Raw genomic sequence first — 22606 nt, 5'->3', positions numbered from 1 at the left:
CCACCGGTTCTGGCTGTCGTCCTGCCGGTCAGGACCGGCAGGACGACAGCCAGTTCGATGGGAGGGGAGGGGGAGGGGTGGGTCAGGCGCGTCGGGTGAACGTGAGGTGGGTGACGCCCGACGGCGTCGACACCGTCTCGACGTCGAAGCGCTCGTCGATGCCCTCGAGCCCGTCCCAGAGGCGCTCCCCGCGGCCGAGCAGGATCGGGACCTGCACGACGTGCATCCGGTCGACCAGGTCCGCGGCGAGGAAGTCGCGGATCGAGGACGGACCCCCGCCCAGCCGGACGTCGAGGTCCCCGGCGGCCTCCCTGGCGAGGTCGAGCACCTCGGCGGGGCCGGCGTCGACGAAGTGGAAGGTGGTGCCGCCCTCCATCTCGATCGGCGGGCGGGTGTCGTGCGTCAGCACGAAGACCGGCGTGTGGAACGGCGGGTTCGGGCCCCACCAGCCCCGCCACTCGTCCTCCGTGCCGACGTCGGCCCACGGCCCCCGGTGGGGCGCGAACTTGTTCCGGCCCATGATCTCGGCGCCGACGCCCTCCTCGTGGCGACGGGCCATCGCGTCGTCGACGCCGGTGCCGCCGCCGGGCTGGCCCATCATCGAGCGGCCGAACTGTGTGGCGAGCATCCACTCGTGGAGCCGGTGGCCGGCGTGGCCGAACGGATCCTCGAACGTCTGGCCCTCACCCGTGCCGAAGCCGTCGAGCGAGATGGAGAAGTTGTCGACCCTGACCTGTCCCATGTGGCCTCCTGGTGTCCGGGCGCAGTCTGGTCGCTGCGCACGACCCTGGGTCGGAGCCGGCCGGCCATCCTCGACACGTCCGCCACGATTTCTGTCCCTGCCCATCGCTCTGCCCCCGCCCATCGCTCTGTCACGGCTGGCGGTGCCGTTCGGCACCGCCAGCCGTGACAGAGCGGGCAGGGGAGCCGGTGGGGCCCCGGCTGGCGCGCCTTGACCGTCGGGTCAAGACTGGCGGCATGGATCTGACGTACCCGCCCGAGGCCGAGGAGTTCCGCACGGAGATCCGTGCCTGGCTGGAGGAGAACCTCCCCGCCGGCTGGTTCGACGAGGGGTTCGAGATGACCCCCGAGGAGAAGAAGGCCTTCAACGAGGAGTGGACGAAGAAGCTCTTCGAGGGCGGCTGGATCTGCGCGACGTGGCCCGAGGAGTACGGCGGCAAGGGCCTCTCGACCATGCAGGGCGTGGTGCTGGCCGAGGAGTTCGCCCGGGCCAAGGCGCCCATGCGGGCGGACTTCTTCGGTGACACGCTCGTCGGTCCCACGATCCTGATGAACGGCACCGAGGAGCAGAAGAAGCACTTCCTGCCGAAGATCCTCGACGGCTCGATGCGCTGGTGCCAGGGCTTCTCCGAGCCCGACTCCGGCTCCGACCTGGCGTCGCTCAAGACCACGGCCGTGCAGGACGGCGACGAGTGGGTCATCAACGGCCAGAAGGTCTGGACCACCCAGGCGCAGTTCGCCGACTACTGCTTCGTGCTCGCCCGGACCGATCCCGACGTCAAGAAGCAGGCCGGCATCTCCTACCTGCTCGTCCCGATGGACCAGCCCGGCATCGAGGTGCGCGGCATCGTCCAGCCCGACGGGACCGCCGAGTTCAACGAGGTGTTCTTCTCCGACGCCCGCTGCCCGATCGACAACGTCGTGGGCGGCGTCAACAACGGCTGGAAGGTCGCGAACGACACCCTCGGCTTCGAGCGGGGCATGTCCGCGACCACCGGCTACCGGCGCTTCGCCGAGGAGTACCGCCTGATGGTGGAGAAGGCCCAGGAGAACGGGGCCATCGAGGACCCGCTGATCCGCCAGCGGCTCATGGAGTACTACTCGAGGATCCAGATCATGCGGATCAACGGCCTCCGCTCGCTGACCGCCACGGTCTCCGGCAAGCGCGACATGGGCGTCACCGTGCTCGGCGCCACGAACAAGATGTTCTGGTCGGAGACCCACAAGGCCGCCATGGAGCTGGCGCTCGACATCTGGGGCAACGAGGCGCTGCTGTCGACGGCGGGCACCGACGGCTCGTCCTGGCCGGCGACCATGCGGGCCGAGGGCCGGGAGACCTACCCGGTCAGCCCGATGGTGTCGGCGTTCTTCTTCTCCCGCTCCGAGACGATCTGGGGCGGCACGTCGCAGATCCAGCGCAACATCGTCGGCGAGAAGGTGCTCGGACTGCCCCGCGAGCCGAAGCCGGCCGGCCAGAGCTGAGGCCCCCCGCCGGCCCGGCGCCACCGCCTCGCGGGACGGCGCTGACAGTGCCGGCGCAGCCCCCGGGGAGCTGAGCGCCCGCTCGGCGCTGCCACGGCGCGCCGCCGCGCCCCGACTACCGTCGTGGGCCGGACGGCGGCGAGGCAGCGCCCGCGCGCCGCGATCCGACCCACCCCCGTGAACGACCCGATCCCGCCCCCGTCACCTCGTCGTCCCGTCCCCTCGGACGGGGCGCCGCGCGTCGTCCGTCGGCAGCGGTCCGCCGCCCCGGAGCCGCCGCCGCGACGGTGGCCACGGCGCCTGCTCCTCGGCACGGTGGCGGTGGTGGGCGTGCTCGCGCTCGTGGCGGGGGCCGGCGCGGCGTGGGGCCTCTGGTCGTTCAACCGGCTCGGGCGCGAGGACCTCGACCTGGCCACCGCCAAGGACGACGAGCCGCGCAACTTCCTGGTCATCGGCTCCGACTCGCGGGCCGGGGTCGAGAAGGGGAGCCAGGGCTCCGGCGTCATGCTCGGGAAGGGCACGCCCGAGGGCCAGCGCTCCGACAGCATCGCCATCATGCGGATCGATCCCGGCGAGGAGCGCATCGACATGCTCTCCATCCCCCGGGACCTCTGGGTGCCGATCGCCGGGACCGGCGAGGAGCAGCGGATCAACACCGCCTACGCGCACTCGACGCAGACGCTCGTCGACACGATCCAGCAGGACCTCGGCATCCCGATCAACCACTACCTCGAGGTCGACCTCGCCGGCTTCCAGAACCTGGTGAACGCGATCGGCGGCGTGCCGATGTACTTCCCGAACGCGGTGCGCGACAAGAACTCCGGCCTGATGATCAAGAGCAAGGGCTGCGCCGTGCTCGACGGCTACATGGGCCTGGCGTTCGCCCGCTCCCGCCACCTGGAGTGGAGCGACGGCCTCGAGTGGCACTCCGACCCGACCGGTGACCTCGGCCGGATGACGCGCCAGCAGCTGCTCGTCCGCGCTGCGCTCGGCCAGGTCAAGGACCTCGGGCTCGACGACATCGGCTCGCTGAAGGGCATCGTCGACGCCGGCGTCGACAGCGTGACGCTCGACAGCAACATGGGCACCGGCGACATCATCGAGCTCGCACAGCGCTTCTCGGACTTCGACCCGGCGCAGCTGCAGACCCACAGCCTCCCGGTCGTCGGTCACCGGACCGACGGCGGCGCGTCGGTCGTCCTGCTCGACCAGCCCAACGCGCAGCCGGTGCTCGACATCTTCCGCGGCACCGCGACGAGCGCGGCCACCACGACCACCGAGCCGCCGCCCTCCGCCGGCGACATCACGGTCGACGTGTTCAACGCCACCGCGCGCCAGGGCGAGGCGCGGCGCGTGAGCTACGTGCTGGCCGACGGCGGCTTCGGCACCGGGACGGTCGACTCCGCACCCGAGCCGTCGACCGAGACCACGGTCCGCTACGCCAAGGGCGGCAAGGCGATGGCCCAGCTGGTGGCGACGTGGCTGGGCCCGACGCCGAAGCTCCAGGAGGACGGCGACCTGGCGCCCGGGCGCGTCACGGTCACGATCGGCGACGACTTCGAGCGCGTGGCCGAGCCCGCGGGCGTGACGACGCTGCCACCGACGGCCAGCGGCACCGGCGACTCCGCGGCCGCCCCGACGGCGGCGCCGACCACCACGACGACGGAGCCGGGCTGGACGCCGGGCGCATCGCCGGCCGGGGTGTCCTGCGACTGATCCGGGAGCGCGGCCGCACGACGACCGTGGGGCTCGCCTGGAAATGGGAATCATCCTCAGAAGTGGCTAGGGTGGTCACCGTGACCAGCCGCCGCCATTCGTTCGCCGCCGCCCTGCTCGTCGCCGTGTTCGCCGCCGCGCTCGTCGGGTGCGGCGACGACACCGCCGACGCCCCGGAGCCGAAGGGCGACTGTCCGGTCGGGCCGGTGCAGGTCGTGGTGTCGGTCGACCAGTGGGGCGACGTCGTCCGCCAGCTCGCCGGCGACTGCGCGGAGGTGACCACGATCGTCGACGGCGCCGCCGGCGATCCGCACGAGTTCGAGCCGACGCCGTCGGACGTCGCGGCGTTCGACGGTGCCGACCTCGTCGTCGTGAACGGGCTCGGCTACGACACCTGGGCCACCGACGCCGTGGCGTCCTCGTCGGGCGAGCCGAAGGTGATCGATGCGGGCGAGATCGCCGGGAGCGAGGTCGGCGACAACCCGCACGTCTGGTACGACCCGACCGTCGTCCGCGAGACCGCGACCGCGGTGACCCAGGCGCTGCAGGAGGTGTCGCCCCGGGAGGCCGAGGAGTACTACACCGACCGGTTCCAGCGGTGGGAGCAGGCGCTCGCGCCGTACGACGCGGCGATCGAGCGCATCCGCGCCGGCGCGACCGGTCGGCCGTACGCGGCGACGGAGTCCGTGTTCGACCTCATGGCCGCCGCGCTCGGGCTGACCGACGTGACGCCCTCGGGCTACCGCGACGCCGCAGCGAACGAGTCGGAGCCCGCCCCCGCCGACGTGGACGGGTTCGAGACGGCGCTCCGCGATCGGAAGGCCGACGTGCTGATCGACAACACGCAGACCGAGGGGCCGCTGCCGCAGCAGCTCGCCGACGTCGCGCGGCAGGCCGGCGTCCCCGTCGTCCCCGTGACCGAGACCGTCCCCGCCGACGCCGGCTCGTTCGTCGAGTGGCAGGTGGCCCAGCTGGACGCGCTGGCCGCGGCGCTCGGCCTGTGACCGGGCCGACCGCTCCCGCGCCGGCACCGCCGGTGGTGTCGCTCCGCGACGTCGAGGTGCGCCGCGGGGACCGGACGGTGTGGTCGCGCGGCACGTTCGACATCGCCGCCGGTTCGGTCGTCGGCGTGATCGGGCCGAACGGCTCGGGCAAGTCCACGCTCCTGCAGCTCCTCCTCGGCCTGCTCGACCCCGCCACCGGGACGGTCGAGGTGCTGGGCGGACCGGCCCGCCGAGGCGATCGCCGCATCGGGTACGTGCCGCAGGACGACGGTGCGCAGGTCGCGGAGGCCGTCCGCTGCCGGGACCTCGTCGCCCTCGGCCTGAGCGGCCATCGCTATGGGCCGGGCGGCCTCGGCGCCCGACGGCGCGAGCGCGAGGCGCGGGTGCAGGAGGCGCTGCACGACGTCGAGGCCGAGGCGTTCGCCGGGCGACGGATGTCGCAGGTGTCGGGCGGCCAACGGCAGCGGGTCGCGCTCGCCCAGGCGCTGGTGGACCGACCCGAGCTGCTCCTGCTCGACGAGCCGCTGGCCAACCTCGACGTGCGCAACCAGCACGAGGCGGTCCAGTTCATCGGCCGCGTCACCACCCGGCGGGCGGCCGAGGGCCGACCCGTCACGACGCTCGTGGTCACCCACGACATCAACCCGCTGCTGTCGGTGCTGACCGGTGCCGTGTACCTGCTCGACGGCCACCCGCACTACGCGGACATCGGCGACGTGGTCGACGAGGAGCTGCTCAGCCACCTCTACGGCACGTCGGTGCGGGTCGTGCGGACCGCGCAGGGCGACCTCTTCACGCGGAGCGGGTGACGCGCCGTGCTGACGCTGCTCGCAGACGTGGGCTACCAGCCCGAGTGGACCACCGTGATGTCCGCCTCGTTCATGCGCCACGCCCTGATCGCGGGGACGCTGGTGGCCCTCGCCGCCGGACCGATCGGGTACTTCGTCGTGGTCCGGCGCGACGCGTTCGCCGCCCACGCGCTCGCGCACATCGGGTTCCCGGGGGCGACCGCCGCGGTCCTGGTCGGCATCCCCGTCACCGCCGGGCTGGCGATCTTCTGCACCGGCGGGGGCATCGCCATCGGCCTGCTCGGCCGTCGGGCGGTCGACCGGGAGACGGCGACCGGCACGATCCTCGCCGCGTCGACCGCGCTCGGCGTGCTGTTCGCGTCGCTGGCGAGCGAGAGCGCGGGCAACGTGACGAGCGTCCTGTTCGGCAACCTGCTGGCGATCACCCCCGACCAGCTCCGCACGTTCGGGCTCATGACCGCGGGGGTGCTGGTGGTCCTGGTCGTGATCGCCCGGCCGCTGCTGTTCTCGTCGATCGACCCAGAGGTCGCGACCGCCAAGGGCGTGGCGACGGGCGTGCTCGGCCTCGTGTTCATGGTGCTGCTGGCCGTGGTCACGACGATGGCCGTGCAGGTCGTCGGCACGCTGCTGCTCTTCGCGCTGGTGATCACGCCGGCGGCGACAGCGCTGGCGATCACGGCCCGACCCCTGGCGGCGGTGGCGCTGAGCGCCGGCGGGGCGCTCGTGAGCGTGTGGGCCGGGCTCGTGCTGTCGGCCATGTTCGACCTGCCGCCGAGCTTCCCGATCGTCGCCCTGGCGTTCACGGGATGGCTGGTGACCACGCTGGTGGCCCGCCGGCGCCGCCGGCGGGGGTGAGTGCCCTCGGCAGGATTCGAACCTGCGCACACGGCTCCGGAGGCCGATGCTCTATCCCCTGAGCTACGAGGGCGGGGGCCCTCGAACGCGAGGGCAGCGGGTTGCGACCCTAGCGCACGGTGCTGACGCCTCCCGAACCGCTTCGTGGGGCCCGGCGGCTCGGCAGTACGATCCGCTCCTCCGACCTCGACCCCCGATCGGCTCGCCCCCGTGGAGCGTTCCCCAGATGCGTGACGTCCTGACCGCCGCCCTCCGAGACGCGCTGGCGTCGCTCGGCGTCGAGCCCCCGGCCGACGTCCACCTGGAGCGGCCCGCGCGCCGGGAGCACGGCGAGTTCTCGTCGAACGTCGCCATGGCCAGCGCCAAGCGGGCGGGTCGCAACCCTCGGGAGCTGGCACAGGAGCTGGCCGACGTGATCATGGCGGATCCGCCCCGGCACGTCGTCGGCGTCGAGGTCGCAGGTCCGGGCTTCGTGAACTTCCGGCTCGACCCGGGCTGGCTCCACGAGCTGGTGGGGACGGTGCTCGACGCCGGCGCCGACTACGGCCGGGCCGATGCCGGCGACCACACCAAGGTCATGGTCGAGTACGTGTCGGCGAACCCGACCGGCCCGGTCCACGCCGGTCACGCCCGGGGCGCCGTGTACGGCGACAGCCTCGCCCGGCTCCTGCGCTTCGTCGGCCACGAGGTGTCCGACGAGTTCTACGTCAACGACCGCGGCGTGCAGATGCAGGCCTTCGCCGAGTCCCTCGCCGCCCGGTCGACGGGGGAGCAGCCGCCCGAGGGCGGCTACATGGGGCAGTACATCGCCGACTGGGCCGCCGAGATGCCCGCCGGCGCCGACCCCCTCGAGTGGGGCGAGGCCCACGCGATCGCGGACCAGCAGCGGGTGCTCGCGCTGCTCGGCGTGGAGTTCGACACGTGGTTCTCCGAGCGGAGCCTCGTGGACGCCGGCGCGATCGACGAGACGCTGGCCGACCTGCGCGAGCGCGACATGGTCGAGGAGCGCGACGGGGCGGTCTGGCTCCGGTCGACCGTGTTCGGCGACGACAAGGACCGGGTGCTGGTCAAGAGCGACGGCGAGGTCACGTACCTGCTGCCCGACATCGCCTACCACCGGGACAAGTTCGCCCGGGACTTCGACCTCGTGATCAACGTCTGGGGCGCCGACCACCACGGCTACGTGCCGCGGATGAAGGCGGCCATCCAGGCGCTCGGCCACGACCCCGACGACCTCGAGGTCGTGATCACCCAGCTGGTGCGCCTGGAGCGCGACGGCGAGGAGGTCAAGATCTCGAAGCGGGCCGGCGACCTCATCACGCTCGAGGAGCTGGTCGACGAGGTCGGCGCCGACGCCGTGCGGCTGACCTACCTGCTGCAGTCGGTCGACTCGCCCCAGACGGTCGACCTCGGCCTCATCGTCCAGCAGTCCAACGAGAACCCGGTGTTCTACGTCCAGATGGCCAACGCCCGGATCGCGTCGATCGCGCGGGTGGCCGAGGAGCGCGGCATCGAGCGACGGCCGCTCGCGGAGGTCGACCTGTCCCTGCTCACCCAGGAGCGGGAGCTCGAGGTGCTGCGGCAGCTCGAGGTGCTCCCCGAGGTCGTGCTGCTCGCGGCGCGGGAGCGGGCGCCCCACAAGGTCACGACGTGGGTTCGGGAGCTCGCGTCGGCCGTGCACGGCTTCTACCACGACTGCCCGATCCTCCACCCCGACACGCCCGACGACGTGCGCCAGGCGCGGTGGTGGCTCGCCGAGGCGGCCGGGGTCGGGCTGCGCGTCGGCCTGGGTCTGCTCGGCGTGTCGGCCCCGGACCGCATGTGAGCGGCGAGGTGGACGACCCGCCCGTGGATGCACCGCTGCCGCCCGAGCTGCTGCCCGACACCGCGTCCGTCGCCGAGGACGGCCGGCTGTCGATCGGCGGCTGCGACCTGCTGGAGCTGGCCGAGCGGTTCGGCACCCCGCTGTTCGTCTACGACGAGGCGCACATCCGGGCGCGCTGCCGAGAGGCCGTGTCGGTGCTCGGCGACGGCGCGACCTACGCGTCGAAGGCGTTCCTGTGCCGGGCGATGGCCCGCCTCGCCGACGCCGAGGGCATGCGGATCGACGTGGCCACCGGCGGCGAGCTGCAGGTCGTGCTGGCCGCCGGCGTGCCGGCGTCGCGGACCGTCCTGCACGGCAACAACAAGTCGCTCGACGAGATCCGCCTGGCGCTGACCACCGGCGTGGGTCGCCTCGTGATCGACAGCGACGACGAGCTCGACCGCATCGAGGCGCTCGTGGCCGAGGGCCTGCCGGTGCCGAAGGTGCTCCTGCGGGTGAACCCCGGCATCGAGGTCCACACCCACGAGCACGTGCAGACGGGCAACCTCGACTCGAAGTTCGGGTTCCCGCTGCCGACAGGGCAGGCCGACGAGGCGGTCGCCCGGGCGCGCTCGTCCGCCGCGGTGGAGCTCGTCGGCCTGCACCTGCACATCGGCTCGCAGGTCTTCAGCGTCGACAACTTCCTCGAGGGCCTGCGCGCCGTGGCGCCGTTCGTCGTCGACGCCGACCTGCCCGAGTTCGTGGTGGGCGGCGGCCTCGGCGTGCCGTACGTGGCGGGGGAGTCCGCGCCGACGATCACCGAGTGGTCGACCGCCGTGGTCGACGCCTGCCGGACCGCGGGGATCACGGCCGAGATCGCGGCGGAGCCGGGTCGGGCCGTCGTCGGGGCCGCCGCGGTCACGCTCTACACGGTCGGCACAGTGAAGTTCATCCCCGGCGTGCGCACGTACGTGTCGGTCGACGGGGGCATGAGCGACAACCCGCGACCGGTCCTCTACGGGAGCGGCTACGAGACGTTCCTGCCCCGGGCTGCGTCGTCGCGGCGCGAGATGCCGATCCGGCTCGTGGGCAAGCACTGCGAGTCGGGCGACCTGCTGGTGCGCGAGGGCCGGGTGCCCGCGGACCTCGCCGTCGGCGACGTCGTGGCGACGCCGGTCACCGGTGCGTACGGCCACTCGATGGGCTCCAACTACAACAAGGTCCTCCGGCCGGCGGTGGTGTTCGTCGCCGACGGCGAGGCCCGGCTGGTGGTGCGGCGGGAGACGATCGAGGACCTGCTCGCCACCGACGTCGGCTAGATCTCGACGGTCGATCTCGGCGCCTCGCTCCCGTCTGCCCCGGGCGCCAACCCGTTGGGGGCGGTGGTGGTGGGGGCCGGTAGCGTGGGGGCGGTGAGCAACCCGTCGAGCGCTGAGCGCACCGTCAACATCGGCCTGCTGGGCTGCGGCAACGTCGGCGCGGCGCTCGTCGAGCTGGTCCGGGACCGTGGCGACGAGATCGCCGCCCGCACCGGCCTGCGACTCCAGGTGTCCCGCGTCGCGGTCCGGTCGCTGTCCAAGGAGCGCGGCGTCGACCTGCCCCCCGACGTCCTCACCACCGATGCCGAGTCCGTGGCGACCGATCCGGGTGTCGACCTCGTGGTCGAGGTCATCGGCGGGATCGAGCCGGCCCGCGAGCTCATCGTCGACGCGCTCAAGGCCGGCAAGCCGGTGGTGACGGCCAACAAGGAGCTGCTGGCCAACGTTGGCGGCGAGCTCTACGCCGTCGCCGAGAGCTCCGGCGTCGACCTCCTGTTCGAGGCCGCGGTGGCCGGCGGCATCCCGCTGGTGCGGCCGCTGCGCGAATCGCTCGTCGGCGAGGACCTGTCCCGGGTGATGGGCATCGTCAACGGCACCACCAACTACATCCTCACGAAGATGACCGAGGAGGGGTGGAGCTACGCCGAGGCGCTCGCCGAGGCGCAGAGCCTGGGCTACGCCGAGCGCGACCCGACCGCGGACGTCGAGGGCTTCGACGCCGGCGCCAAGGCGGCGATCATCGCCACGATCGCCTTCGGTTCGAAGGTCGTGGCGGGCGACGTCTTCCACGAGGGCATCGCCGGCGTCACGTCGACCGACATCGACCACGCCCGCCGGCTCGGCTTCCAGATCAAGCTGCTCGCCATCGCCGAGCGCTACGACGACGGGTCGGTGGCCGTTCGGGTCCACCCGGCGATGGTGCCCGACGCCCACCCGCTCGCGTCGGTGCGCGACAGCTTCAACGCCGTCTTCGTCGAGGGCGCCGCGGTCGGCGACCTGATGTTCTACGGGCGGGGCGCCGGCGGGTTCCCGACGGCCTCGGCGGTGCTCGGCGACGTCGTCGACGCCGCGGCCAACCTGGCCAAGGGCACGCACGCGTCGCTGGGCTCGTTCGCCAAGGCGCGCATCCGGCCGATCGACGAGCTGCGGTCCGCCTTCTACCTGAACCTGGTCGTCGAGGACCGGCCCGGCGTGCTCGCCGCGGTGGCGGGCGTGTTCGGCGCCCACGGGGTGTCGATCCGGTCGATGGAGCAGGAGTCGCTCGACGACGCCACGTCGGGCGCACGGCTCACGTTCATCACGCACGAGGCGCGCGAGGCCGACCTGCGGTCCACGTTGCAGGAGCTGCGCGGGCTCGACGCGGTGCGCTCGATCGGCTCGGTGCTCAGGGTCATCGGCCAGGACTGAGGGGAGCGACCGACGTGCGCTACGTGTCCACCCGCGGTGCCGCGCCCGTGCTCGGGTTCTCCGACGTCCTGCTCGCCGGGCTGGCCGACGACGGCGGGCTCTACCTGCCCGAGCGCTGGCCCGAGCTGCCGCCGCTCGAGGAGCTGCGCGGGCTGAGCTACCCCGAGGTCGCGGCCCGGGTCATGTGGCCGTTCGTCGACGGCGACGACGCCCCCGGCGCGCTCGACCGGGACTCGTTCGAGCGGCTCGTCCACGAGGCGTACGCCACGTTCGACACGCCCGACGTGTGCCCGGTCGTGCCGCTCGGCTCCGCCGGCGGCCCGGGGGGCGTCGAGGGCGACGGCCCCGAGCTGCACCTGCTCGAGCTGTTCCGGGGCCCGACGCTCGCGTTCAAGGACGTCGCGCTGCAGCTCGTCGGCCGGCTGTTCGACCACGTGCTCTCGGCGCGGGGCGACCGCGTGTGCGTGCTCGGCGCCACCTCCGGCGACACCGGATCGGCGGCCATGCACGCGTGCGCCGACCGGGCGTGCGTCGACATCGTGATCCTGTTCCCCGACGGTCGGACGTCCGACGTGCAGCGCCGGCAGATGACGACGCTCGACGCGGCCAACGCCCACGCCGTCGCGGTGCCGGGCACGTTCGACGACTGCCAGGACCTGGTGAAGGCGGCGTTCGCCGACGTGGCGTTCCGCGACGAGGTCCGGCTGTCGGCGGTGAACTCGATCAACTGGGCGCGGGTGATGGCGCAGGTCGTCTACTACTTGACCTCGTCGCTCTCGGTCGCACCCGACGGCGGACCGGTGAGCTTCGTGGTGCCGACCGGCAACTTCGGCAACATCCTCGCCGGGTGGGTGGCCAAGCAGATGGGCCTCCCGGTCGACCGGCTGGTCGTGGCGTCGAACCGCAACGACATCCTCACGCGCTTCTTCAGCACGGGGACGATGGCGATCACCGAGGTCGTGCCGACGACGAGCCCGTCGATGGACATCCAGGTCAGCTCCAACCTCGAGCGGCTGCTCTTCGAGGTGCTCGGCTGCGACGGCGCCGCACTGGCCGACCTGATGGCGGCGTTCCGGGCCGACGGGACGGTGTCGGTGCCGGTCGAGGTGCTGCAGCAGCTCCAGGCCGAGTTCGACTGCGGGCGCCTGGACGACGAGTCGGCGGCCGCGGTGATCCGCACCGTGCAGCAGCACACCGGGCTGCTCGTCGACCCCCACACCGCCGTGGGCATCGGGGTCGCCGAGGCGCTCGCCGACGGCGGTCCGCTGTCGGACCCGTCGGTGCCGGTCGTGTGCCTCGCCACCGCCCACCCGGCGAAGTTCCCCGACGCGGTCGAGGCCGCGGTCGGCGTCCGCCCCGCGCTGCCCGCCCACCTCGGCGACCTCTTCGAGCGCCCCGAACGCGTCGAGCACTGCGACGCCGACCTCGACGCCGTCGAGTCCCTCGTCCGCCGCGCCCTCCCCACCTACTGACCCCCCCGCCCCCGCCAACCCCCCCCGCCCGCCCCGCCCACGACTGTTACCGCACCTCCGCCCCGCCCCCGAACTTGGGGATGAGCGTTCGCTGAGCGATGCGTGGTCCCCAAGATCGCTGATCCGGGCTTCTTGGGGATGTCACCGAGGATCACGAGGTCAGCCATCGAGCTGGACGCGGCGGGTGACGTAGGTCGCGACGACGTCGTCGAGCACCGCGTCGCCCTCGTCTCGGACCTCGGTCGCGAGGACGCGCATCGTCAGCCACCCGGCGGCCGCAGCCGCCCGATCGCGGGCGCGGTCCCGGGCCATGTCCTTCTCGCGCGCGTGCCACGACCGGCTGTCGACCTCGACGATGAACATCGCCTCGGGCCATGCCCGATCGACGAACGCCTCGCCGTGATCCCAGCCCGGCAGCGGGTGTTCGCGCTGCGGTTCCGGGAGCACCGGACTGCGATGGAGGAGCTCGTCGAGGTCCCGTTCGGCGACGCTGCGCGGCGCCGGTCCAGCGGGTCGGCGCGCATCGAGCAGGTCCCGGAGCACGGCGATGTTGGTGCGCCCGCGACGGTTGCACCGACGCAGCGCACGGTCGATCGCTCCGATCGTCGTGAGCCGGTCGGTGATTGTGACGCGATCGAGCAGGTCGTCCATGCGCTGCGGCCGGAAGCGGGAGGAGACGTCGACGATTGCACGGGAGAGCGTCGTGACTCGGATGCCGTCAATCTTCACCACCATGTCGTCGTGCAGGTCGCACATGCGGTGCACCCGGATGCCGGCGTGCTGCTGGTTGCCTCCGGCCCGGATGCTGACCGCGACATCGAACGGCACGTTCAGCACGCCGGCGAGGTGCAGGGCCGACTCGTGGCTCGCCCACGCCTCGGGTCCCACCTGGAGCACCGCAGCTCGGATCTGCTGGCGTTCGGTCACGGCCGCAGCCGGGAACCGCCAGACCCGAGGGTGGACCGACTGCAGGGATCCCGCCCGGGTCGACCGGAGCACGGACTGCCGGTCGATGCCGAGGCGGATGGCCTGGTCGATGTGGAACACGCCGTCCTGGCGCTCGGCGATGCCCGCGAGTCGGGCGATGTCGGCGTCGTGCATGCACGGATCAGACTGCCCTGGTCCGGTCGTTGTCACCGGGGACCGATCCCCGGTCGCCTCGGGGATGTCCCCAAGAAGCCCGATCCGGCGTTCTTGGGGATGAGCGATCGCTGAGCGATCGCTGATCCCCAAGTTCGGTGGGGGCACCGTGGGGCGGGGGTGGGGACCGCGGGGCGTGGCGGGGCGGGGCGTGGGGGACCGGCCGGGCGGGCGCGAGTTCGGAGTTCGGGGTGGCGTCGGCCATGCTGTCGGGGTGCAGGAGGTCGAGACGTGAAGTACGTGGTGTGCGTCCCCGATGGTTGTGCCGACGAGCCGTTCGAGGGGCTGGGCGGTCGCACGCCGCTCGAGGTCGCGCACACGCCGGTGCTCGACGCGCTGGCGGCGCGGGGGACCGTCGGCCGGGCCGGCGTGATCCCCGACGGGATGCCGGCCGGCAGCGACGTCGGCAACATGGCGATCCTCGGCTACGACCCCGCCGAGTTCCACACCGGCCGCGCCCCGATCGAGGCGGCGTCGCTCGGGCTCAGGCTCCCGGCCGACCGGCTGGCCTACCGGTGCAACCTCGTCACGGTCGGCGATGACGGCACGATGGTCGACTTCGCGGGCGGCCACCCGTCGACCGAGGACGCGGCGAAGGTCCTCGAGGACCTCGACGCCACGCTCGGCCGCGGCAACCCGGACTCGCAGCTCGAGTTCCACGCCGGCGTCGAGTACCGCCACATCATGGTCGCCCCGGCGGACTGGCTCGACGCCGAGTGCATCCCGCCCCACGACCTCACCGGCAAGCCGGGAGTGTGGCCGACCGGCGCGGCGGCGGCCCGGCTCGACGAGGTCATGCTCGCCAGCCGCGCCGTGCTCGCCCGCCACCCCGAGGTCGACGCCAACCAGGTCTGGCTCTGGGGCCAGGGCTTCCAGCCGTCGATGCCGAGCTTCACCGACCAGCACGGCATCACCGGCGGCATCACGACCGCAGTCGACCTCGTCCGCGGCCTCGGCGTGCTGACCGACATGGCGCTCCCCGACGTCGAGGGCGCCAACGCCGGCTACGACAACGACTACGCGGCCCAGCGCGACGCCGCGCTCGCCGGGCTCGCCGACGGGCTCGACCTGTTCGTCATCCACGTGGAGGCGACCGACGAGGCCGGCCACGCCGGCGACGCCGCCGAGAAGGTCCGATCGCTCGAGCTGTGGGACGCCGAGATCCTCGCCGACCTCGTCCCTGCGCTCGACGACCTGGGCCCGTGGCGCCTGCTGCTCCTGCCCGACCACGCCACGCCGCTCCGCCTGCGCACCCACACCCCCGACCCCGTCCCGTACGTCCTCGTCGACAGCGCGGCCGACGGTCCCGGCGGCACCTACACCGAGGCCGGCGTCGCCGACGCCCCGGTCGTGCCCGGCCACGAGCTGCTCGGCCGCCTGATCGCCGGCTGACCGGGCCCGCCGGCCACCCGCCCGGCGCCCGCCCGACGGGTCCCGGATCGGGGGAGCGGGGCGCCGCACCCCACGTCCGGGTGGTTGCCCGATCGGACGGGCCCCGGGTATGGTGGACGACGTCGCACCGGCGGGGGCCGAGGGGGCGGCAGATCTCGAACCCTGATCGCAGGGCAACGTGTCCGTGACACAGCCCGGCGCAGCGTCCGATCCACTGCCGTTCCGCCCGCAGTCCCGCACCCGCTCCGACGGCACCCAGAACCGGGTCCACCCGGCTCCGGACGCCCCGGACGGGACCGGCACGTCCGGCGGGGATCCCCCCGATCCTCCCTGGCACCTCGCTTCCGGGTCGACCCCAGATCGAACCCCCGCACCGTCGGGGTCCCGATCCACCCCACCGCAGCCGCGATCCACGCCGCTGCACGAACACGAGGGACATCACACAGTGAGCCTGGACTCGATCGACGTCGACGGGCTCGAGCGCAAGGACCGCGCCGAGCTCGCCACGATCGCAGAGGCGCTGGGCGGCAAGCCCACGAGCCGCACGAAGAAGGCCGACATCATCGGCATGATCCTGGACCTCGCCGGCGTCACCTCGGGCGGGTCCGACCCGGACGCCGACACGAGCGGGTCGAACGGGAACGGCGCGACCGCCGATGCCGCCACCGACGGGTCCACCGCGCCCGACGCCGAGGCGGAGGACGCCGCGGCGCCCGTCGACGCGACGACCGAGGCGCCGGCGACCGAGGCCGACGACGACACCGACGGGTCGACCGCCGAGGCGACGACCTCCGACGATGACGACGACGCCGCCGAGGCCGACCGCGGCAAGGGCGACGCCCAGGGCCGCCAGGGTGGTCAGGGTCGCCAGAACGGCCAGGGCCGCAACCCCGGCCAGGGCGGCCAGAACCAGGGTGCACAGACCCAGGGCGGCCAGAACCAGGGCGGCCAGAACCAGGGTGGCCAGAACCAGGGCGCGCAGCAGGGCGACGCGGAGCCCGGCAACCGCCGCCGCCGTCGCCGTCGGGGCCGCGACCGCGACCGCCAGGGCGACGAGGCCGCCCAGCAGCCGCAGAACGACAACTGGGACGGCGAGCCCGTCGAGGTGTCCGGGTACCTGGACCTCCGCGACGAGGGCTACGGCTTCCTCCGGGTCAAGGGCTTCCTGCCGAGCCGTGACGACGTCTACGTCTCGGTCAAGCAGACCCGCCAGCTCGGCCTCCGCAAGGGCGACTTCCTCGAGGGCGCCAGCCGACCGGCCGGCCGCGGCGAGAAGAACCCGGCGCTGCTGCGCATCGACAAGGTCAACGGCCAGGATCCCGAGGTCGCCCGCAACCGCCCGCGGTTCGAGGACCTGACCCCGCTGTTCCCCGACGAGCGGCTCCACCTCGAGCGCGAGGACCTGCCGGGTGACATGACGTCGCGGATCGTCGACCTGATCGCCCCGATCGGCAAGGGCCAGCGCGGCCTGATCGTGTCGCCGCCGAAGGCCGGCAAGACGACGGTGATGAAGACCATCGCCCAGTCGATCGAGCACAACAACCCCGAGGTCCACCTCATGGTCCTCCTGGTGGACGAGCGTCCCGAGGAGGTGACCGACATGCGTCGGTCCGTCCGCGGCGACGTGATCGCGTCGACCTTCGACCGCCCGTCCGACGAGCACACCCAGGTCGCCGAGCTCGCGAGCGAGCGCGCCAAGCGCATGGTCGAGGACGGCAAGGACGTCGTCATCATCCTGGACGGCATCACCCGCCTCGCCCGGGCCTACAACCTCGCCGCCCCGGCCACCGGCCGCATCATGTCGGGCGGCATCGACACCGGCGCCCTGTACCCGCCCAAGAAGTTCTTCGGCGCGGCCCGCAACGTCGAGGAGGGCGGCTCGCTCACCATCCTCGCCACCGCGCTCGTCGAGACCGGCTCGAAGATGGACGAGGTGATCTTCGAGGAGTTCAAGGGCACCGGCAACATGGAGCTCCGCCTCGACCGCAGGGCCGCCGAGAAGCGGATCTACCCCGCGATCGACGTCGACGCGTCGTCCACCCGCCACGAGGAGCTGCTCTTCGAGCGCACCCAGCTCCAGCAGGTCTGGAAGCTGCGCCGCGTGCTCTCCGGCTTGGCCGCCGAGGGCAACACCGGCGCCGGCCTCGAGCTGCTCATCGATCGGATGCGCACGTTCCCCAGCAACGGCGTCTTCCTGGCCGAGATCGCCAAGGCGCCCGGAGTCCCGGGCTGATCGACGGCGCACGGCCGGGCCCGCTGGCCCGGTCGCCGCCGTTCCGGCCATACTGATCCGTCCCCCCAACGCTTCGAACAAGAGGGTCCCGCTCGGAAACCGGGGCCCGTCACGGAGAGACCAATGAAGCCCGGCATCCACCCCGACTACCGCTACGTCGTGTTCCAGGACACCTCGTCCGGTGACAAGTTCCTGACGCGGTCGACGATCGAGACGTCGGAGACGACGACCTGGGACGACGGCAACGAGTACCCGCTGGCCAAGGTCGAGATCTCGGCGTTCACGCACCCGTTCTTCACGGGCCAGATGAAGATCGTCGACACCGCCGGTCGCGTGGAGCGCTTCGAGCGCCGCTACGGCAGGCGCCGCAAGGGCGCCAAGGCCGACGCCGGCGACGCCGCGGAGTGACCCGGCCGCTCGGTCCCCGAGCGGTCCCCGCCGCGGCGCCGCACGGCCCGCGGCACCCCACCACCCCAGGAGCCGTGCCGTGGCGATGAGCGACGAGCAGCGCGCCCGGCTGCTGCGCGCCCAGCTGGCCGCCCTGGTCCGCGACCTCACCGGTGCGACCGTCGAGGCGGGCTCGATCGGGGCCAACGCCGCGGTGGCCGACGACGGCACCGCGTACGTGCTGTCGCAGGTCGCCGACGCCGCCACGCTCGCCGGCTCGATCGCGTGGGCGCTCCGCCAGGACGCGTCCTCGCTGGTGCTGTTCACCGACGACCTCGGTGGCGACGTCGCCCGGATGGCCGGCTACTTCGACCTGCCGATCGAGGTGCGCTCCGTCCAGGGGGCGGGCTCCGTCCCGGTCGAACCGGCGCCGCTGCCCGAGGTCGCCCCGGCGCTCCACGACCCGGAGCTCGAGTCGCAGCTCCGCGACGCGGGTCTCGAGGTGGTCGTCGAGGACGGCATCGTGCGCGGCGAGGTCCAGGGCCTCGAGGTCGCGCGCCTCGTCGTGTGGCCCGAGGAGTCGGGCGGCGACGGCCTGCTCCACCTCGAGGCCGGCGTCGGTCGCTTCGACCGCGACGCGACGGCCGCCATGCACCAGGGTGAGCCGCCCACCACGACGCTGGCCCGCTCCGTCTCGACGGTGCGCGCCGAGCGCGTGCCGGGGCGCGCCGCCCACCCGCTGTCGAGACTGGCCCGCGAGCGCTGGCTCCGCCGGTCGCTGGTCGAGGACCCGTCGCTCGTCGGCGCATCGTCGCTCGAACCGATCGAGACCACGGTGCGCCGCGACAGCGTCCGCGACGTCACGCCCGCGGCCGCGGCGGGGACCGCCGCCGATGGCGGGCCGCTCGTCGTGGTCTGCTCGACCGGCGCGGATCTCTCGTTCGTCCCGGTCGCCGCCGACACCCGTGCGTGGCGCGACCCCGCCGCCCGGCTCGTCCTCGCGGTCCCGGCCCGGGACCGGCTCCCGACCCTCGACCGCCTGGCCGGGCTGCTGCGGCCGCCCGCGACCGTGGTGACGGTCCCGGCGCCCTGGCTCGACGAGGACGGGGCCGAGGGCGGTCGGTCGTGAGCGATCCGTCGCTGCTCGCCCGCGCCGAGGGGCTCGAGCGCGAGCTGGCCGACACCGAGGCGCGACTGGCCGACCCCGAGGTCGTGTCCGACCAGCGGCGGTACGTCGAGATGTCTCGCCGGTACCGCGCCCTGCAGCCGATCGTGGAGCGGGCCACCGCCCTGCGGACCGCGACCGAGGACCTGGCCGCGGCCGAGGAGCTGCTCGCGTCGTCGAGCGGCGACGAGCGCGAGGCGTGGCGCGAGGAGGCGAACGCGGCGCGCCGGACGATCGAGCAGCTGGAGGGCGAGCTCCGGATCCTGCTGCTGCCCCGCGATCCCAACGACGGGCGCGACGTGATCGTCGAGATCCGCGGCGCCGAGGGCGGCGAGGAGGCCAACCTGTTCGCCCGCGACCTCCTCGAGATGTTCCGCGGCTTCGCCGAGCGGCGGGGCTGGACGGTCGAGGTGCTGTCGAGCTCGCCCTCGGACCTCGGCGGCGTGAGCGAGGTCGTGCTCCGCCTGGCCGGCGACGGCGTGTGGACGCGGATGAAGTTCGAGGCCGGTCCCCACCGGGTGCAGCGCGTGCCCGTGACCGAGTCGCAGGGGCGCATCCACACCTCGTCCGCGACGGTGGTCGTCCTGCCCGAGGCGGACGAGGTCGACGTCGAGATCGATCCCAACGACCTGCAGGTCGATGTGTACCGCTCGTCGGGCCCCGGCGGGCAGTCGGTGAACACCACCGACTCCGCCGTGCGGATCACCCACGTGCCGACGGGGCTGGTCGTGTCGATGCAGGACGAGAAGAGCCAGCTGCAGAACCGGGCGAAGGCGCTGCGCGTCCTGCGGGCCCGGCTGCTGCAGCTCGAGCAGGACCGGGCCGCGGCCGAGGCGTCGGGCCAGAAGCGGGCGCAGATCGGCGGCGGTGGTCGCAGCGAGAAGATCCGCACCTACAACTTCAAGGAGAACCGGGTCACCGACCACCGCATCGGCATGACCGTCTACTCCCTCGACAAGGTGCTGGCCGGCGAGCTCGACGCGATCAGCGACGCGCTCGTCGCCGACGAGCAGGCGCGCAAGCTCGCCGAGCTCGGGTGAGCGGCGTGGACGGTGCCGGGGGGCCGGACGGGGACGGCGACGCCGACCTCGCCGGGACGGTCACGTGGCGGGAGCTGCTGGCCGAGACGATCGACCGGTTGACGGGCGCCGGCCCGGTCGGGGAGCGCGACGCCGAGGCGGTCCGCAGCGACGCCGGCCGCATCGTGGCCGAGGCGGCGGGCGCCACCGACGCCGAGCTGTTCCTCGTGCTCGGGGATCGGGCCACCGTCGGCGGGGTCACCCGCCTGGACCGGATGGTGGCGCGGCGCGCCGCGGGGGAGCCGCTGCAGTACGTGCTCGGCCACTGGCCGTTCCGGTCGCTCGACCTGATGGTCGACCGCCGCGTACTGATCCCCCGGCCCGAGACCGAACAGGTCGTCGAGGTCGCGCTGCGCGAGCTTGACCGCATCGGCGGCCGGGAGCGGCCGACCACGGTCGTCGACCTCGGCACCGGGTCGGGCGCGATCGCGTTGGCGATCGCCACCGAGCGGGTCCGCACCGCCGTGTGGGCGACCGACGTCAGCGGCGACGCGCTCGACGTGGCCCGCGCCAACCTGGCGGGCACCGGCCGAGCGGGCGCCCGCGTGCGCATGGAGCAGGGGGCGTGGTTCGCGGCGCTGCCCGACGAGCTGCGTGGCACGGTCGACCTGGTCGTCACCAACCCGCCCTACGTCCCCGACGGCGCCGACCTGCCGGCCGCCGTCGCGGACTGGGAGCCCGCCGGCGCCCTGTTCGCCGGGGCCGACGGGCTCGACGACCTCCGGCGGATCCTCGACGACGCCCCGGCCTGGTTGACCGACGACGGCGCGCTGGTGTGCGAGCTGTCGCCGGAGCAGGGTCCGGTCGCGGTCGAGCTGGCGCTGGGGCGGTTCGTCGAGGCCGAGCTGGCAGCCGACCTCAGCGGTCGGGACCGGGCGCTGGTCGCCCGTCGCCCCCGCCGCAGCTGACCCGCACCCGCTCTGTCCCGGCTGGAGGTGCTGAACGGCACCGCGAGCCGTGACAGAGCGGGGGCGGCAGGTCAGTTCGAGCCGGGGACGACCAGGATCTTCGCGTGGGCCTCGGGGTCGCCGAGGGCGGTGAACGCGCCGGCGACGCCGTCGAGGTCGACCCGGCCCGTGATCATCGGCGTGACGTCGAGCTCGCCCTCGGCGATCCGGCGGAGCGTCGTCTGGAACTGCAGCGGGTCGTAGCCCAGCACGAACTGCAGGTTCAGCTCCTTGCCGACGGCGATCATCGGCCGGAACGTGTCGGGCACCATGCACACGCCGACCACGAGGATCTGCGAGCCCCGGGGCGCGTCGACCACGGCGGCGTCGAGCATGCCCTCGACGCCCACGGCCTCGAACACGACGAGCGGCTTGGATCCGTCGACGCGCCGCCAGGACGCGACCGCGCCCTCCTCGGCCGGGTCGACCACCTCGGTCGCGCCCATCGTGGCGGCCAGGGCGCGCCGGGCGGGCGAGAAGTCGGCGGCGACGATCACCTCGACGCCCGCCAGCCGCAGCGCGGCGACGACGGCCAGGCCCACGGGACCGCAGCCGAGCACGACCGCGGCGTGCCGGGGGGTGGCGCGGCTCATCTCCACCGCGTGCAGGCCCACGGCCATCGGCTCGGTCAGCGCCGCGAGCTCGGCGTCGAGCCCGTTGGGCACCTTCATCGTCAGCATGTCGGACAGCACGAGCTGCTGGCCGTAGCCGCCGGGGTAGTCGTTCGAGTACCCGACGGCGTGCACGCCGCCGGCGTCCATCACGATCGGCAGCGACACCACCACGTCGCCCGGGGTGCAGTTGCCGACGTTGTCGCCGACCTCGAGCACGCGGGCCGAGAACTCGTGGCCCATCACGACGTCGCGGGCCGGGTCCATCACCCGGGGCGCGATCCCGCCCGGCTCGACCGCCGCCTCGGACATCTCGACCATCCGGTCGGCGTGGTGCAGGGCGTGCAGGTCCGAGCCGCAGATCCCGCAGGCGAGGACCTCGGCGAGCACCTGGCCCGCCTGCAGGTCGGGGACCGGGAACTCGTCGACGACGAGCTCGCCCCCACGCATCACGACGGCCCTCACCGCCGCACCTCCACGGTGCTGTCCATGACGTGTCCCCCTGTCGTCCGGGGGGCACGAACTGCTGCGGCACCCCCTCCGGGCCGACAGTAGTGTGAACGGCGCACCGCACGTCCGTGACGAGGTGCGCAGCGACCGCTCCGGAACGGGGGATCCGATGGCCCGAAAGACCAACGACGACGTCGCCTGGTTGTCGTCCGTGCCGTTCTTCGAGGGGTTCTCCGACGACGAGCTGCACCGCGTGCTGGACCTGTCGGACCAGATGGAGGCCGCCGCCGGGACCGTGCTCGTCGACCAGGGCGATCCGGGGACCGACTGCTTCGTGATCGTCGAGGGCCAGGCCAGCGTGTACGTCCGCGGCGAGCACGTCGCCACCTCGGGCCCGGGCTCGATGGTGGGGGAGATGGCGCTCATCGACCACCGGCCCCGCACCGCGACCGTCGTGGCCGACACCGACGTCAAGCTCCTGCGGTTCCGGACGAAGGCGTTCCGCACGCTGCTCGACGAGATGCCGAAGGCCTCCGAGCGCGTGATGACCACGCTCCGGTCCCGGCTCGAGCGGGCGGAGGCGGACCGATGAC

Annotated in this window: 19 protein-coding genes and 1 tRNA gene; 16 read left to right on the top strand and 4 right to left on the bottom strand. The window is 73.3% G+C overall.

The window, feature by feature from the left end; all coding sequences use genetic code 11:
- Window positions 1-82: 82 nt before the first annotated feature.
- Window positions 83-742, bottom strand: a complete 660-nt coding sequence (locus tag LH044_RS06790; RefSeq protein WP_227759043.1) for a dihydrofolate reductase family protein — start codon at window positions 740-742, stop codon at window positions 83-85.
- A gap of 236 nt (window positions 743-978) precedes the next feature.
- Between LH044_RS06790 and LH044_RS06785 the strand changes: the two genes are divergently transcribed.
- The 5 genes from LH044_RS06785 to LH044_RS06765 all read left to right on the top strand — a co-directional run bounded on the left by LH044_RS06785 (window position 979) and on the right by LH044_RS06765 (window position 6607).
- On the top strand, window positions 979-2223 hold the full coding sequence (locus LH044_RS06785) for an acyl-CoA dehydrogenase family protein (protein ID WP_227759042.1): 1245 nt from the start codon (window positions 979-981) through the stop codon (window positions 2221-2223).
- A gap of 315 nt (window positions 2224-2538) precedes the next feature.
- Entirely contained in the window at window positions 2539-3939 is a 1401-nt protein-coding gene (locus LH044_RS06780; protein ID WP_227759041.1) for an LCP family protein, read from the top strand.
- 80 nt (window positions 3940-4019) lie between these two features.
- Window positions 4020-4943, top strand: a complete 924-nt coding sequence (locus LH044_RS06775) for a metal ABC transporter solute-binding protein, Zn/Mn family (RefSeq protein WP_227759040.1) — start codon at window positions 4020-4022, stop codon at window positions 4941-4943.
- A complete protein-coding gene (locus LH044_RS06770) occupies window positions 4940-5752 on the top strand; it encodes a metal ABC transporter ATP-binding protein (protein WP_227759039.1) in 813 nt (270 codons plus the stop codon). The genes LH044_RS06775 and LH044_RS06770 overlap by 4 nt, the downstream gene beginning before the upstream one ends.
- A gap of 6 nt (window positions 5753-5758) precedes the next feature.
- Entirely contained in the window at window positions 5759-6607 is an 849-nt protein-coding gene (locus LH044_RS06765; protein WP_227759038.1) for a metal ABC transporter permease, read from the top strand.
- Between the two features lies 1 nt (window position 6608).
- On the opposite strand, the gene LH044_RS06760 is transcribed toward LH044_RS06765, so the two are convergent.
- A tRNA-Arg gene (locus tag LH044_RS06760) sits at window positions 6609-6680 on the bottom strand.
- Between the two features lie 153 nt (window positions 6681-6833).
- On the opposite strand from LH044_RS06760, the gene LH044_RS06755 reads away from it, so the two are divergent.
- The 4 genes from LH044_RS06755 to thrC all read left to right on the top strand — a co-directional run bounded on the left by LH044_RS06755 (window position 6834) and on the right by thrC (window position 12609).
- Entirely contained in the window at window positions 6834-8432 is a 1599-nt protein-coding gene (locus LH044_RS06755; RefSeq protein ID WP_227759037.1) for an arginine--tRNA ligase, read from the top strand.
- Window positions 8429-9730, top strand: coding sequence for a diaminopimelate decarboxylase (gene lysA / locus LH044_RS06750; protein WP_374210564.1), 1302 nt, complete (start codon window positions 8429-8431; stop codon window positions 9728-9730). The genes LH044_RS06755 and lysA overlap by 4 nt, the downstream gene beginning before the upstream one ends.
- Window positions 9731-9823: 93 nt before the next feature.
- Complete coding sequence (locus LH044_RS06745; RefSeq protein WP_227759035.1) at window positions 9824-11137, top strand: homoserine dehydrogenase; 1314 nt, start codon at window positions 9824-9826, stop codon at window positions 11135-11137.
- A gap of 14 nt (window positions 11138-11151) precedes the next feature.
- On the top strand, window positions 11152-12609 hold the full coding sequence (gene thrC, locus LH044_RS06740) for a threonine synthase (protein ID WP_374210563.1): 1458 nt from the start codon (window positions 11152-11154) through the stop codon (window positions 12607-12609).
- Between the two features lie 159 nt (window positions 12610-12768).
- On the opposite strand, the gene LH044_RS06735 is transcribed toward thrC, so the two are convergent.
- Complete coding sequence (locus LH044_RS06735; protein ID WP_227759033.1) at window positions 12769-13710, bottom strand: DUF559 domain-containing protein; 942 nt, start codon at window positions 13708-13710, stop codon at window positions 12769-12771.
- 270 nt (window positions 13711-13980) lie between these two features.
- Between LH044_RS06735 and apgM the strand changes: the two genes are divergently transcribed.
- From apgM to prmC, 6 genes are all read left to right on the top strand, one after another.
- Window positions 13981-15141, top strand: a complete 1161-nt coding sequence (gene apgM / locus LH044_RS06730; RefSeq protein ID WP_227759032.1) for a 2,3-bisphosphoglycerate-independent phosphoglycerate mutase — start codon at window positions 13981-13983, stop codon at window positions 15139-15141.
- Between the two features lie 445 nt (window positions 15142-15586).
- Complete coding sequence (gene rho, locus LH044_RS06725) at window positions 15587-17374, top strand: transcription termination factor Rho (RefSeq protein WP_227759031.1); 1788 nt, start codon at window positions 15587-15589, stop codon at window positions 17372-17374.
- A 123-nt stretch (window positions 17375-17497) separates the two neighbouring features.
- Window positions 17498-17782 carry a type B 50S ribosomal protein L31 gene (locus tag LH044_RS06720; protein ID WP_227759030.1) on the top strand — a complete coding sequence of 95 codons (285 nt, stop codon included), beginning with the start codon at window positions 17498-17500 and terminating at the stop codon, window positions 17780-17782.
- 79 nt (window positions 17783-17861) lie between these two features.
- Complete coding sequence (locus tag LH044_RS06715) at window positions 17862-18890, top strand: hypothetical protein (RefSeq protein ID WP_227759029.1); 1029 nt, start codon at window positions 17862-17864, stop codon at window positions 18888-18890.
- Window positions 18887-19966, top strand: coding sequence for a peptide chain release factor 1 (gene prfA / locus LH044_RS06710; RefSeq protein WP_227759028.1), 1080 nt, complete (start codon window positions 18887-18889; stop codon window positions 19964-19966). The genes LH044_RS06715 and prfA overlap by 4 nt, the downstream gene beginning before the upstream one ends.
- A gap of 5 nt (window positions 19967-19971) precedes the next feature.
- Window positions 19972-20913 carry a peptide chain release factor N(5)-glutamine methyltransferase gene (gene prmC, locus LH044_RS06705; protein ID WP_227759027.1) on the top strand — a complete coding sequence of 314 codons (942 nt, stop codon included), beginning with the start codon at window positions 19972-19974 and terminating at the stop codon, window positions 20911-20913.
- A gap of 71 nt (window positions 20914-20984) precedes the next feature.
- On the opposite strand, the gene LH044_RS06700 is transcribed toward prmC, so the two are convergent.
- Window positions 20985-22028, bottom strand: a complete 1044-nt coding sequence (locus tag LH044_RS06700; protein ID WP_227759026.1) for a zinc-binding dehydrogenase — start codon at window positions 22026-22028, stop codon at window positions 20985-20987.
- 154 nt (window positions 22029-22182) lie between these two features.
- Between LH044_RS06700 and LH044_RS06695 the strand changes: the two genes are divergently transcribed.
- A complete protein-coding gene (locus tag LH044_RS06695; RefSeq protein ID WP_227759025.1) occupies window positions 22183-22605 on the top strand; it encodes a Crp/Fnr family transcriptional regulator in 423 nt (140 codons plus the stop codon).
- Window position 22606: the final 1 nt, after the last annotated feature.

The organism is Dermatobacter hominis (assembly GCF_020715685.1).
Classification (GTDB): Bacteria; Actinomycetota; Acidimicrobiia; order Acidimicrobiales; family Microtrichaceae; genus Dermatobacter; species Dermatobacter hominis.
This window is presented reverse-complemented; position numbering and strand designations above follow the sequence as displayed.

What these genes read in the sequence shown, in the direction of transcription:
- LH044_RS06720 (WP_227759030.1), top strand. Translation starts at nt 17,498, where the DNA reads ATGAAGCCCGGCATCCACCCCGACTACCGCTACGTCGTGTTCCAGGAC.
- LH044_RS06735 (WP_227759033.1), bottom strand. Translation starts at nt 13,710, where the DNA reads ATGCACGACGCCGACATCGCCCGACTCGCGGGCATCGCCGAGCGCCAG.
- LH044_RS06755 (WP_227759037.1), top strand. Translation starts at nt 6,834, where the DNA reads ATGCGTGACGTCCTGACCGCCGCCCTCCGAGACGCGCTGGCGTCGCTC.
- LH044_RS06695 (WP_227759025.1), top strand. Translation starts at nt 22,183, where the DNA reads ATGGCCCGAAAGACCAACGACGACGTCGCCTGGTTGTCGTCCGTGCCG.
- LH044_RS06790 (WP_227759043.1), bottom strand. Translation starts at nt 742, where the DNA reads ATGGGACAGGTCAGGGTCGACAACTTCTCCATCTCGCTCGACGGCTTC.
- LH044_RS06785 (WP_227759042.1), top strand. Translation starts at nt 979, where the DNA reads ATGGATCTGACGTACCCGCCCGAGGCCGAGGAGTTCCGCACGGAGATC.